The organism is Cryptosporangium minutisporangium, from assembly GCF_039536245.1.
In the GTDB taxonomy this organism is placed as follows: domain Bacteria; phylum Actinomycetota; class Actinomycetes; order Mycobacteriales; family Cryptosporangiaceae; genus Cryptosporangium; species Cryptosporangium minutisporangium.
Genome location: NZ_BAAAYN010000022.1, coordinates 64617 through 77231, shown reverse-complemented (window position 1 = coordinate 77231; position 12615 = coordinate 64617). Strand labels below are relative to the sequence as shown.

The following is a 12615-nucleotide window of genomic DNA, read 5'->3' as shown; positions in this document are numbered from 1 at the left end:
CCGCCCGGGCGGCGCGACGCAGCTCGGCCGGGCGGCGCGGTGCAGCCGAGCGGCGCGACGCCGCCCGAGCCGGGCCGGGCGCGCGGTCGGACCGCGCGCCGGGACCGACCCGCCGGTGGAGCGGCGGGTCAGACCGCGTCGCGTAATGCTCCGGGGACGACGTCCGAGTAACCGGCCGCCCGCCAGGCCAGGATCGCCGCACCCAGCCGCCCCGCCGAGCCGCCGAGCGGTGAGTTCGCCACGCTGGGCGCCGCCCGCCAGGCCAGCGCCGCTTGCAGCTGCGTCCGCACCGGGCGGAGCAGCGCGTCGCCGGCCCCGGTCAGCCCGCCGGCCAGCACGATGAGCGCCGGATCGAGCAGCAACGTCGCCGTGGCCAGCGCCAATCCCAGCGCCTCGGTGGCTTCCCGCCAGACGCGCGCGGCCACCACGTCCGAATCGAGCGCACCCGCGACGTCGGCCGCGGTCGCACCCGCCCGACCCCCGGCCGCCGCATATCGGCGGGCGATCCCCGACGCGGACGCGTACACCTCCAGGCAGCCACGCTGCCCGCAGGCGCAGTACTCACCGTCCGGGTAGACCGGCAGGTGGCCGAGCTCACCGGCGCTGCCGTCGGCGCCCGGCAGCGGCTTGCCGTCGACGATCAGCCCCGCGGCGACGCCGGTGCCGAGCACGACGACCATGAGGTCCCGCGCGTCGCGGCCCAGGCCGATCTGGCTCTCGGCCACCGCCGCCGCGCGGCAGTCCTGCTCCAGCACGACCGGCACGCCGATCTCCTCGGCGACCAGCGCGGCGAGCGGCGTGTCCCGGAAGCCCAGGTTCACCGCGTGCCGCGCGATCCCCGCGGCGGTGTCGACGATGCCGGGCACCGACAGCCCGGCCGCGACCGTGCTGGCGTCGGCCAGGTCCCGGGCCGCGGCCCGGACCCGTCTGACCACCTCGTCGGTGCCCTCCGTCGCCCCGGTCGGCCGCTCGAGCAGCGCGACCTCCCGACCGTCGGCCGCCACCAGGGCGCCCTTGATCGTCGTCCCTCCGATGTCGAGCGTGACGACGGTCGGCGCGCTCGGCACTGTCGCCCCGGTCATTTGACCGATCCGGCCGTCAGGCCACCGACGAGGTGCTTCTCGATCACGGCGAACAGGATGACGACGGGCACGATGGCGACGATCGACGCGGCGAACAACTGGTCCCAGTTCTGGTCGTAGCCCGTCACGTAGGAACTGATGCCGACGGTCAGCGGCTTCTTGTCGTCGTCCTGCATCAGGGTCAGCGCGACGACGTACTCGTTCCACACCGCGATGAACGTGAAGATCGTCGCGGTGACGACGCCGGGCAGCGTCAGCGGCAGCATGATGCGCAGCATCGTGCCGACCCGGCCGTTGCCGTCGAGTTCGGACGCCTCCTCCAGCTCCTTCGGCAGCGCGGCGAAGAAGCCGTGCATGATCCAGACCGCGAACGCGAGGTTGAACGCCGCGTTCGTGAGGATCAGCGCCCCGTACGTGTTCACCATGGACAGCTCGAAGAACTCCCGGTAGATGCCCACGACCAGCGAGGTCGGCGCGAACATCTGGGTGACCAGCACCAGGAACAGGAACGCGGTGCGGCCCGGGAACTTGAACCGCGCGGTGAAGTACGCGGCCGGGATCGCGACCAGGATGACGATCACGGTCGAGGCCAGCGAGACCAGCAGCGACGTCTTCAGCCAGTTCCGGAACCGGGAGTCGCCGAGGATCTCGCCGTAGGCGTCCAGCTGCCAATTCTGCGGCAGGAACGTCGGTGGGCTGGCCAGCGCCTCACTGCCCGGTCGGAGCGAGTCGAGCAGCATGACGAAGTAGGGCGCGAGGAACACGATCGCGACCAGCAGCCCCACCAGGGGCAACACCACCGGGCGCAGTCGGCGCCAAGTCAGGCTCATGTCGGGTCCTCTTCTCGCCACTTCACCAGCCGCAGGTAGAGCACCACCGCGACCAGGATCAGGAGGACGTTGAACACGCCGGCCGCCGCGGACATGCCGACGTCCCGGTCGGCGCTCTTGAACGCGAGCTTGTACATGAAGGTGATCGTGGTGTCGTGCGTGTAGCCCGGGTTCCGGTCGTTCAGCGTCCAGATGATCGGGAACGAGTTGAACACGTAGATCATGTTCAGCACCGCCGACACCAGCAGCGCCGGCCGCAGCAGCGGGAACGTCACCCGCCGGTAGGCCTGCCACGGGCCCGCCCCGTCGATGCGCGCGGCCTCGTGCACCTCGTCCGGGATCGCGTTCAAGCCGGCGAGCAGCACGTACGCGGTGAACGGGACCGAGACCAGGACGCCGACCGCGATCATCGACGGCATCGTCCAGCTGTCGTCGCCGAGCCAGTCGATCGGCTCGTCGATCACGTGCAGCTTCATCAGGAAGACGTTCAGGATGCCGTGGTAGTAGTCGTAGATCAGCGTGAACAGCCGCGCCGTGATGACCAGCGACGCCGCCCACGGCACCAGCACCGCCCAGCGGACCATCCGTCGTCCGAAGAACTCCTTGGACAGGAACTGGGCCAGGCCGAGGCTGAGCAGGATCGTGATCGCGACGACCGCGGACACCCAGATCAAGGTGTTCAGCAGCACGGTCCCCAACGCGGGGTGCTGGAGGACGTCGGTGTAGTTCTCGGTCCCGGCGGAGCCGCGGCGCAGGCCGGTGATCGAGTACTCGCCGGTCGACGCCCGGACCAGCTCGATCGCCGGGTAGATCACGACGCCGAAGATCAGCGCGAGCACCGGTCCGAGCCAGATCAGCGCGACCCACCACGGTGCGCGCCCGCGTGGCCTCGGTGCCTTCCTGCGGGTTACCGGCGCACTCGGGACAGAGCCCGGCGCACCGACCCCCTCCGTGGGGTCGGGCGCCGGGCTGTCGGCGAGCGCGCCGGGCTGGGAATCAGCCCGGGGCGCCATGTCAGCCGCCGGCTTCCGCGGTCTTCTGCAGGTCGTCCAGAACCTTCTTCGGGTCACCCGACGGGGAGACCGCGGTGCCGAGGTTCTGCTGGACGGCGAGCTTGATCTTGTCCCAGGCCGGGTCGTCGGTCGGGGTCAAGTGGATGTTCGGCAGCGTGTCCAGGTAGACCTTGAGCGAGGCGTCCGACGAGAACTCCTCCAGGCCGGACTTGGTCACCGGAAGGAAGCCCTCGGACTTGATCCAGGTGTTGACCTGGTCCGGCGAGTAGTACAGCTCGTAGAACTTCTTGATGGCTTCCTGGTTGCCGTCCTTCTTGAACGCCATCAGGTAGTCGGTGACGCCGTAGGTCTGCGGCGCGCCGCCGTCCTTCGTCGGCATCGGAGCGATGCCGTACTTGACGTTCTTGTACTTGCTGTCCAGGTCGCCCTGGAGCGGGCCGAAGCCCACGATCATGCCGGCCTTACCGGAGGTGAACAGCGGGAAGGCGCCGTCGGTCCGGTTCGTCTTGCCGGGGTTGTTCTGCGTGACCTTCTCCTTGACCGAGAGGTCCCGGAGGAACTGCAGGGTCTCGACGTTCTTCGCGGAGTTGATCGTCCACTTGCCGTCGGTCTTCCAGTCGCCGCCGTTGTTGAACATCCAGATCGAGTACTCGGCCTGGGCCTCCTCCGGGCCGAGCGGCTGGGCGTAGCCGATCGTGCCGTTGCCGAGGGCCTGGACCTTCTTGGCCGCCGCGACGAACTCGTCCCACGTCTTCGGCGGGGCCGTGATGCCGGCCTTGGCGAACAGGTCCTTGTTGTAGAACAGCGCCCGGGCGGACGAGAGGTCCGGGAAGCCGTACATCTTGCCGTTGTACGTGCCGCTCTTGACGAACGCGTCGATGAGGTCGGACTTGACGCTGTCGGTCAGCACCTCGTCGGAGTTGTAGAGCAGGCCGTCCTTGGCGTAGCTGGCGTACGCGTTGAGGTTCAGGATGTCCGGCGGGTTGCCGTTCTGAACCATCGTGCTGGCCTGCTGGTCGATGTCGTTCCAGCTGATGATCTGCAGGTTCAGCTTGACGCCGGTCTTGTCCTCGTACGTCTTCTTGAACGCGTTCCAGAAGGTGGCCGTGTGTTCCTTGCTGTACTCAGCGATGACGACCTTGATTTCCTTGGCACTGTCACCGCCGCCGGAGTTGTCCGCGTCGTCGGCGCCGGTGCCACCGCTGCACGCGGCCAGGCCGAACGCCAGTGCGGTCGCACCGGCCAGACGCGCGAACCAGCGCGTCTTGCCTCTTGCACCCATGCGTGTTCCTCCTGAGGTTGGGCGCGGGGGACGCCCGGACCGGGGTGTTGTGTGAACCGCGGACAGCGCTGCCGGGGTTATTAACGAATGGATCGTTAGTATCGCGCGCTTGTGACGGGCGTCAATCGCTCTCGGGGGACGTGACCCACTCGTTATCCCCTATCCGCGGGGTAGGTCGGGGTCGCCGGGGTGGGGTGGTTCCCGAAAAATCCACCCGTACGAGGCGCCCCTGAGGTGGCCTTCCCGAAAACTCGCCGAGAGATCAGGCTCCCGGGTGGGCCAGCAGTCGGGACTCCACGTGATCCAGGGCGCGGCGCACCGCGCCGAGCGCCACCGCGTCGCCGCCTAGATCGGAGAGCACCAGTCGCGGCGACGTCAAGATCCGCGGACGCAGGTGCCGCTCGATCGCAGCGAGCAGCGTCTCCCCCGCCCGGGACAGACCCCCGCCGATGATCACTTCGCCCGGATCCAGAACCAGCAGCATCGCGGCCAACCCGCGCGCGAACCGCGCCGCGATCCGGTCGACGACCGCCAGCGCGGTCGGGTCCCCTGCGGTCGCCGCCGCGAAGACCGCCGCGACGCCGTCCGAAGCCGTCCCGCTCGTCACGGCGGCCACCGCCTCCAGAACGTCGGGCGTGTCCGGGGCGAGCAGCGCCTCCGGATCGCGCGCGGCCAGCGCGGCCGCGGCGTCCGCGAGCTCGGCGATCGCCTGCGTGCCGACCATGCGCTCGAACGCCCCGTGCTCGCTCACCCCGCTGGTCTCCGCACCGACGAGCGACGCCGGATCCGGCGTCTCCGGTGCCGAGAACACGTCGGCGAACCCGATCTCGCCGGCCGCGCCGTTCGCACCGCGGTACGGCTTGCCGTCGATGATGATCCCCGCACCGATCCGGACACCCCAGTGCACGAACACCAGGCTGTCGCTACCGACCGCCGCCCCGCACCAGCGCTCGCCGAGCACCGCGAGGTTGATGTCGTTCTCGATCAGCACCGGACTCGGCGTCAGCGTCCGCAGCTCGTCCAGCACAGGCAGGTGGGCCAGCCCCGGAATGCCGGGAGCGAGCAGCACTTCGCCGCTGCTCTCGTCGACGATGCCCGGCGTCCCGACCACGATCCCCCAGACGTCCTCACCGGTCAGGTCGGCTTTGGCCAGCGCCTCGGCGATCGTGTCGCGCACCGACTGCAGCAGCCGGTCGCCGGTCGCCCCGTCCCCGATCGTCACCTGGCGGGACGCCACGACCTTGCCGGCCAGGTCGGCGACCATGGCGATCACCTTGTGCGACCCGACGTCCACCCCGACGACGTGACCGACCTCGGCGCGGAACCGGATCCACTGCGCGGGCCTGCCCATCGAGACCTGCGCGGTCTCGTCCACGTCCGCCACCAGGCCGGCGTCCCGCAGTTCCGCGACCGCCCTGGTCACCGCCGGCCGGGAGAGGCCGGTCGCCTGCATGAGGTCGGCCACCCGCGCCGGTGAGTGCTCCCGCACCGCGCGGAGCACGGCGGCGAAGTTGATCTGCCGCAACACGTGCGGTCCCCGGGCGGACTCGTGCGGCTGCACCGTTCCTCTTCTCTGCTGGCGCGGACACCTCAACGTAACCTGGCGAAGCGCGCGGCCGTCAGCCTGACCACGGGTGCCATGTCACATTCAGCGCTCGCGGGCTCTCTCAGAGGCGACCACAACAGGAGGCCGCCCGATGTCCGATCCCACCGATGTCTTCGTCGACCACCGCGAGCTGCTGTTCTCGATCGTCTACGGTCTGCTCGGCAGCGTCGCCGACACCGAGGACGTCCTGCAGGAGACGTGGCTGGCCTGGGCCGGGCGTCCGGCCGACGCACCGGTCGTTCACCCCAAGGCGTATCTGGTGCGCGTCGCCGTGAACCAAGCCCTGGCGCGGCAGGCCACCATCCGACGCCGCCGGGAGACCTACGTCGGTCCCTGGCTGCCCGAGCCGGTGATCAGCGCGGACCCGGCCGACGCCGCCGTGCTGCGAACCGAGTCCCTGTCGCTCGCGATGCTCGTCGTACTGGAGACGCTCAGCCCGGCCGAGCGCGCGGTGTTCGTGCTGCACGAGGTGTTCGGCTATCCGCAGGCCACGATCGCCGAGATGCTCGACCGAACACCGGCCGCGGTGCGTCAGCTCGCGCACCGGGCCCGCGAGCACGTCCGGGCGCGGCGTCCGCGATACCCGGCCGACCACGGCGTCCGGGAAGCGGTGACCGCGCGCTTCGTCGCGGCGTTACGCGGCGGCGACCTGGCCGCGTTCCTGGAGCTGCTCGCACCCGACGTCACGCTCTGGACCGACGGCGGCGGCAAGGCACGCGCCGTGCCCCGGCCGGTCACCGGACGCGACGCGGTCGCGCGCGTGCTCGCCGCGATCGGGTCCCGCTACCCGGACCGCTTCGACGTGGAGTACCGGCTGGTCAACGGCGATCTCTCGCTGCTGCTGCACGCCGACGGCGCACCGTTCGGAGTGATGGTGCTCGACCTGGCCGACGACGGCTCGATCCCCGGCGTCTACACGATCACCAACCCGGACAAGCTCACGGCGGTGCGCTCGTGAGGGTCCTCGTGTTCGGCGCCAACGGCCCGACCGGACGCCGCGTGACCCGGCAAGCTCTCGACGACGGCCACGACGTCACCGCGTTCACTCGACACGCCTTCCCACTGCGGCACGACCGATTACGCGTCCACACCGGTGACGTCCACGACCCGGACTCCGTCGACGACGCGGTCGCGGGGCACGACGCCGTCATCTCGTCGCTCGGTGTCCCCTATACGCGCAAGCCGGTCTCCGTCTACTCGCACGGCGGCGCACACATCGTCGCGGCCATGAAGCGGCACGGCGTCACCAGGTTGGTGTGCGTGACGTCGACCGTCACCGATCCGAGCCACGTGCAGAGCGGCGGGTTCCTGTTCAACCGGATCCTGCAGCCGTTCATCGTCAACGTGGTCGGCCGCACGGTCTACGCGGACATGGCCGAACTGGAGGCTCTGATCCGGGCCAGCGACCTCGACTGGACGATCGTCCGGCCCTCCGGGCTGTACGACGCCGGCGAGGTGACCGCCTACCGCGTCGGCGAGAACCACGTCGAGGGTCGGTTCACGTCGCGTGCCGACCTGGCCGACTGCCTGCTGCGACAGCTGACCGACGAGCAGTACGTGCGCACCGCGATCGGCGTCGTCACCGTGGTGGGACAGCCCAGCCTCGCGACGCTGATCTGGCGCGAAGCGTTCAAAGGAGGCCGTGGAGCACGGCGGTGACCAGGTCGTCGACGTCCGGCGGCTGGGGCGGCTCGCCGACGCTGAACATCACTGACAGCACCACCTCGTGACACACCCCGACGATCATCGCCGCCGCCGCGTCGACCCGGGCGTCGGCCCGGAGACGCCCCTGGTCGCGCTCCGCCCGGAGGTACTCGACGAGCCGGTCGCGCCACGGCTGGCCCGGCACGTCGATCGCGGCGAACCGGGCGAGCACCTTCGGCTGGCCGAGTGTCCGGGTGAACGCCGGAAGGCAGCGGCGGTGCAGCGCCAACCCGTAGGTCACGTGGGTACGCAGATTCTCCTCGAGAGTGCCCCGTCCGGGCTCGGGCAACGGTCCGAGCCCGGCCTCCACGGTGCGGACATGGGCGTGCAGCGCGAGCGCCAGCAACTCTTCCTTGTCGGCGAAGTAGTTGTAGAGCACGCCGTCGGCCACCCGTGCCTCGGCGGCGACGGCCCGCACGGTCAGCGTGTCGGCGCCGGTCGCGATCATTCGCTCGGCGGTGGCGATGAGGTGTTCCCGCAGGTTGGCGGCGCCCTGGCTGTTGCGCAGCGCTGCGGCTCGTCTCGGTGACATCAGCCCGGAGCGTACTGATCGACCTCCAGCCGAAAGCCGTGGCTCGCCAGCTCGTCCAAGAATTGGGCCGGGTCGACCAGCTGCTCGACGTGGCGCACGCCGGGTGGGAAGCCGCTGAGGCGTCGGATCAGCAGCGCGGCGACCAGCCCGGTTGCCCGGCTCTGCCGGCGTCCGGCGAGCGAGGCGGTGCACCGTCCGTCGGTGGCGACGACGGCGAAGCCGTCACTACCCACGTGAGTGCGGCTCAGCGCTGCGATGGCGGCCGAGCGTATCCGTGGCTTCTGCAAGACGCTGCGGACGCTCGGCCGCGCGGCCGTCCCGAGCAAAGCCGTGAGCGGACGCGAGTCCAGGCACAGACCGGTCTCCGGGCCGGGGAACGGGAACCGCCGCACGGTGCGGAGGCCGTACGGCGCCGGAAACCGCATCGGCCAGGCGTCACCGAGCTGGGCGAGCCCGTCGAGCGTCCACTCGATCGCGGCCCGCCCGTGCCGCTCACCTGCTCCGAGCAGGACCCCGACCCTCACCTCGGGGCCGGTGCAGAGCGCGGCGAGAAGGTTCGTCACGCCCGGCGCGAGGCCGACGCTGAGTACGGCGGTCGACTCCCCGGCGATCGGGTCCAGCGCCTCGATCCCCCGCAGCACCTCCGGGGTGGCCGTGACGTCCAGATAGTGCACGCCGTGGCGAAGGCAGACCTCGGCGACCAGCGAATTGTTCAGCTCGACGCAGTTGAGGACGGCGTCCACCTCGGACACGACGTCTTGCAAGGCGGTGAGGTCCCCGACGTCGAGCCGTAGCTCACCTTTTCCCGGGTTCCGACCCGCGACGATCAGCTCGCCGTCGTACCAGTCGCGGAGCGCGGAGACGGCCTCCCGTCCGACCGCGCCGTACCCGCCGAGCACGAGTATCCGCTGGGGATCGCCGGCCCTCATCGCGTGACCGCAGTGACCAACCACGCTCCACCCCGCAGCCGGACCGCGCCGTCGCGTTCGAACGGCCGCAGCGCCTCGGTCAGCGCGTCCGTCACCGCCTCGGCAGTAGCCGCGTCGACCTGCGACAGCTGGTGCCGCACCGGCCCCCACGCGCCGAGGAACGCCGCCGCGTCCGCCACGTCGTGTCCCCAGATCTGCTCGGCGTCGCATGCCTGCGTCCGGACGTTCGAGAACCCAGCGGCGGTGAGGACCTGACGGATGCGGTCCGGGTCGGCGAGCGAGGTCGGCCCGGTGCCGTCGGTGCCGGTCGGCAGCTCGGACGGCGGGAGCGGACGGGTCATCGCCTCGAACACGGTCCCGAGCTCGGTACCGGCCACGCCGCGCAGGCAGGCGAACGCCATCCGCCCGCCGGGGCGCAGCGCGCGGCGAATGTTCGCGAACGCGGCGACCGGATCGGCGAAGAACATCACGCCGAAGCGGCTGAGGACGACGTCCCGGCTGGCGGGCTCGAACGGGTAGACCTGAGCGTCGCCGCGGACGTACTGCACGGTCGACGCCGCGGTGCGGGCGCGCGCGGTCGCGAGCATCGGCGCCGAGAGGTCGATGCCGAGGGTGCTGCCTGGCGCGATCGCGGCGCCGGCGAGCCGAGTGAGCTGGCCGTTACCGCAGCCGACGTCGAGGACGTCGTCGCCCGGCGCGAGCGCGGCGGCCTCCAGGATCGATTGGTTGTAGCCGCTGTTCACGGCGTCGTAGCGGTCGGCGTTGCTGGCCCAGTGAGTGCCTTCGTAGCCGTTCCACGCCTCGGCTTGCCCGGTGTTGACGATCTGCGTCATGGCTCTCCTTGGTGAACTGATGTTCATGAACGAGTGTTCACCATAGGCGTGAGGCGGCCGGAGGGCAACCGTCCGCAACCGCACCATCGGCGCCCGCCCCGTTCGGGCAGCCCCGCGTTCGGGCAGCCCCGCGTTCGGGCTCCACGCGCGGGCGCCGGCCTGGTGGTTGTCGCACTTCGCGGGCGCCGGCCCACGCGGTTGTCGCGCTTTCGGGGCGCCGCACCACATGGATGTCGCGCTTTCGGGGCGCCGCGCGACGTGGATGTCGCGCTTTCGGGGCGCCGCGCGACGTGGATGTCGCGCTTTCGGGGCGCCACACCACATGGATGTCGCGCTTTCGGGGCGCCACACCACATGGATGTCACGCTTTCGGGGCGCCACACCACATGGATGTCGCGCAATCCGGGCGCCGCGCCACATGGATGTGGCGTATTCCGGGCCATGGCACAGGAAGCGCGCCAACCATCCGGCGGCCACCCGGAATCGGCGACATCCAGAGGCCAACAGCGCGTCGGATCGCGCGGCAGCGTCAGGGGACCATCCAGGACAGCACCGCGGTGGACTGCAGCCAGCTCAGCACGCAGATCCCGGCGAGGAACACGACACTCCACCCCACCACCCGGCGGAAGATGTCCCCTTCGGAGTTGTGCAGCCCCACCGCCGCCGCCGCGATCGCGAGGTTCTGCGGCGAGATCATCTTGCCGAGCACTCCCCCGGAACTGTTCGACGCCGCCATCAGCGTCGCCGACAGGTCCGCCCGCTCGGCCGCGGTGACCTGCAACCCACCGAACAGCGAGTTCGACGACGTGTCCGACCCGGTCACCGCCACCCCGAGCCACCCGAGGATCGGCGAGATCAGCGCGAACAACCCGCCGGCGCCGGCCATCCAGCTGCCCAGCGTGACGGTCTGCCCCGATGCGTTCATCACGAATGCCAGCCCGAGCACCGTCATCACGGTGAGGATCGCCCACTTGAGCTGGTCCAACGTCGCACCGTAGGCCCGAACCGCCCGACCCACCGACACCTTCAATGCCAGCATCGTGAGCAACCCGGCGACCAGCATCTGCGTGCCCGGTGTGGTCAGCCAGTTCAGCTTGAACGCCACCAGCGAGAGTTCCTCGCCCGCGGTGTTCGTGAGGTGCAGGCCCGGCCAGTCGACCGTCTGCGTGGCCCGCTCGAGGAGTTCCTTCACCGGTCCGATCTGGCCCACGACGAAGACCGCGATGATGATCGCGTACGGCGCGTAGGCCCGTGCGACCTCCGCCCGGGTGTCCGGCAGCGCCGCCACCCCGCCGTCCCGCCCCTCGTCCGCCGCTGCCGACCCGCCAGCCGGAGCATCCGCCGGGGCGCGATCACGGCCCACTTCATCCCCCGGCTCCGCCGAAGCGTCGCCCCCCGCCGAGGCGCCGGCACCCGCCGAACCGCCCGACTCCGCGGAGGCGTCGCGTCCCGCGGAGGCGTCGCGTCCTGCAGAGGCGTCGCGTCCCGCGGAGGCGTCGCGTCCCGCCGGGTCGCCACCCGATTCCGCGGCGTCCCGCCCGGCGGATCCGGCTTCGCCCTCCGGCGTGGCCGCGGCCGCGCGGGTGGCGTCGTCGGGATCGTCGGCGCTGCGGGACGGACCGGAGCCCGGCGGCTCGGCGGCGAGCGCCTCCGCCGTCACCGGCGTCGCGATCGGACGCCACACCCGCACGATCCCGACGAGTGCCGCGACCGACAGCAGCGACGCCACCACGTCCGCGAGCGGCACCGAGATGAAGTTCGACGTCACGTACTGCCCGATGCCGAACGTCATACCGCACACCAACGCGTACAGCCACGTCTCGCGTAGCCCCCGCATCCCGTCCACGATGTACACCAGCACCAGCGGGACGAACACCGCCAGGATCGGCGTCTGCCGCCCGACCATCGCTCCCAGCGTGTCGCTGCTGATGCCCGTCACGGTGCCGAGCGTCAGGATCGGCGTGGCCATCGCCCCGAACGCGACCGGCGCGGTGTTCGCGGTCAAAGCCAGCACCGCCGACTTGAGCGGCGAGAACCCGAGCGCCATCAGCATCACCGAGGTCACCGCGACCGGCGTGCCGAAGCCGGCGAGCGCCTCGATCAGCGCGCCGAACGAGAACGCGATGATGATCGCCTGGATTCGCCGATCGTCGCTCACCCGCGTGAAGCTGCGGCGCAACACGTCGAAGTGCCCGGTCGCGACCGTGATGTTGTAGACCCAGATCGCGTTGATGACGATCCAGAGAATCGGGAAGAACCCGAACGCGGCGCCCTCGGACGTGGCGAGCAGCGCCTGCCCGACCGGCATCCCGTAGACGCCGACCGCCACCACCAGCGCGACCGCCAGCGAGATCAGCGAAGCCAGCCAGGCGCGCATGCGAAAGCCGCCGAGCAGGATGAACAAGACGACGAGTGGGATCGCCGCAACGAGAGAGCTCCACGCGAGCGAGTGGGCGACGGGGTCGAGGACCTGTTGGTACACGTGGCTACCTCCGTGCCGGCCCCCGTCGGACAGCAACGCCACGTTCGATGATCGCGCGAATAGATGCGTAACGCGATCAATCCGTCATCACTCAGTGAGACAGGATTTGTCCCGCCCGTCCCGCCCGTCCCGCCCGTCCCGCACGACAAATCGCCGGAACCTCGGAGTATCCGCCGAGCGCCGGAAGCGTGACTGAGCGCTCCGAAGCCCGCTGGCGTCGTCGGCTAGTCTCGCTGGCGCGGCCCGACGGGCTCCGGCTCACGTGAAGCCCCCACCCGCACGTCCTATCGGCGTGCCCTCGTGGGGGATCAGTGGTCCTCGT

General features: G+C 70.6%; 11 protein-coding genes. 2 read left to right on the top strand and 9 right to left on the bottom strand.

Annotated features, from left to right (window positions below):
• Positions 1 to 128: 128 nt before the first annotated feature.
• The 5 genes from ABEB28_RS16745 to ABEB28_RS16725 all read right to left on the bottom strand — a co-directional run bounded on the left by ABEB28_RS16745 (position 129) and on the right by ABEB28_RS16725 (position 5768).
• Positions 129 to 1082 (bottom strand): ROK family protein, encoded by a 954-nt coding sequence (locus ABEB28_RS16745; protein WP_345729035.1) that lies wholly within the window; start codon positions 1080 to 1082, stop codon positions 129 to 131.
• A complete protein-coding gene (locus tag ABEB28_RS16740; protein ID WP_345729034.1) occupies positions 1079 to 1912 on the bottom strand; it encodes a carbohydrate ABC transporter permease in 834 nt (277 codons plus the stop codon). The genes ABEB28_RS16745 and ABEB28_RS16740 overlap by 4 nt, the downstream gene beginning before the upstream one ends.
• Entirely contained in the window at positions 1909 to 2751 is an 843-nt protein-coding gene (locus ABEB28_RS16735) for a carbohydrate ABC transporter permease (protein ID WP_345729033.1), read from the bottom strand. The genes ABEB28_RS16740 and ABEB28_RS16735 overlap by 4 nt, the downstream gene beginning before the upstream one ends.
• 175 nt (positions 2752 to 2926) lie before the next feature.
• Entirely contained in the window at positions 2927 to 4207 is a 1281-nt protein-coding gene (locus ABEB28_RS16730) for an extracellular solute-binding protein (RefSeq protein WP_345729032.1), read from the bottom strand.
• Between the two features lie 262 nt (positions 4208 to 4469).
• Positions 4470 to 5768, bottom strand: coding sequence for an ROK family transcriptional regulator (locus ABEB28_RS16725; protein ID WP_345729031.1), 1299 nt, complete (start codon positions 5766 to 5768; stop codon positions 4470 to 4472).
• Positions 5769 to 5904: 136 nt separating this feature from the next.
• Between ABEB28_RS16725 and sigJ the strand changes: the two genes are divergently transcribed.
• A complete protein-coding gene (gene sigJ / locus ABEB28_RS16720; RefSeq protein ID WP_345729030.1) occupies positions 5905 to 6771 on the top strand; it encodes an RNA polymerase sigma factor SigJ in 867 nt (288 codons plus the stop codon).
• Positions 6768 to 7472, top strand: a complete 705-nt coding sequence (locus ABEB28_RS16715) for an NAD(P)-dependent oxidoreductase (RefSeq protein ID WP_345729029.1) — start codon at positions 6768 to 6770, stop codon at positions 7470 to 7472. The genes sigJ and ABEB28_RS16715 overlap by 4 nt, the downstream gene beginning before the upstream one ends.
• Here ABEB28_RS16715 and ABEB28_RS16710 read toward each other — a convergent pair.
• The 4 genes from ABEB28_RS16710 to ABEB28_RS16695 form a co-directional block, all read right to left on the bottom strand.
• Positions 7444 to 8049, bottom strand: coding sequence for a TetR/AcrR family transcriptional regulator (locus ABEB28_RS16710; protein WP_345729028.1), 606 nt, complete (start codon positions 8047 to 8049; stop codon positions 7444 to 7446). The two genes, ABEB28_RS16715 and ABEB28_RS16710, sit on opposite strands and share 29 nt — an antisense overlap.
• On the bottom strand, positions 8049 to 8978 hold the full coding sequence (locus ABEB28_RS16705; protein ID WP_345729027.1) for a saccharopine dehydrogenase NADP-binding domain-containing protein: 930 nt from the start codon (positions 8976 to 8978) through the stop codon (positions 8049 to 8051). Before ABEB28_RS16705 ends, ABEB28_RS16710 begins: the two co-directional genes overlap by 1 nt.
• A complete protein-coding gene (locus ABEB28_RS16700) occupies positions 8975 to 9811 on the bottom strand; it encodes a class I SAM-dependent methyltransferase (RefSeq protein WP_345729026.1) in 837 nt (278 codons plus the stop codon). Before ABEB28_RS16700 ends, ABEB28_RS16705 begins: the two co-directional genes overlap by 4 nt.
• Positions 9812 to 10340: 529 nt before the next feature.
• Entirely contained in the window at positions 10341 to 12293 is a 1953-nt protein-coding gene (locus tag ABEB28_RS16695) for an L-lactate permease (protein WP_345729025.1), read from the bottom strand.
• Positions 12294 to 12615: the final 322 nt, after the last annotated feature.

Coding starts and splice junctions, on each gene's coding strand:
- ABEB28_RS16745 (WP_345729035.1), bottom strand. CDS start 1,082: ATGACCGGGGCGACAGTGCCGAGCGCGCCGACCGTCGTCACGCTCGAC.
- ABEB28_RS16740 (WP_345729034.1), bottom strand. CDS start 1,912: ATGAGCCTGACTTGGCGCCGACTGCGCCCGGTGGTGTTGCCCCTGGTG.
- ABEB28_RS16730 (WP_345729032.1), bottom strand. CDS start 4,207: ATGGGTGCAAGAGGCAAGACGCGCTGGTTCGCGCGTCTGGCCGGTGCG.
- sigJ (WP_345729030.1), top strand. CDS start 5,905: ATGTCCGATCCCACCGATGTCTTCGTCGACCACCGCGAGCTGCTGTTC.
- ABEB28_RS16710 (WP_345729028.1), bottom strand. CDS start 8,049: ATGTCACCGAGACGAGCCGCAGCGCTGCGCAACAGCCAGGGCGCCGCC.
- ABEB28_RS16705 (WP_345729027.1), bottom strand. CDS start 8,978: ATGAGGGCCGGCGATCCCCAGCGGATACTCGTGCTCGGCGGGTACGGC.
- ABEB28_RS16700 (WP_345729026.1), bottom strand. CDS start 9,811: ATGACGCAGATCGTCAACACCGGGCAAGCCGAGGCGTGGAACGGCTAC.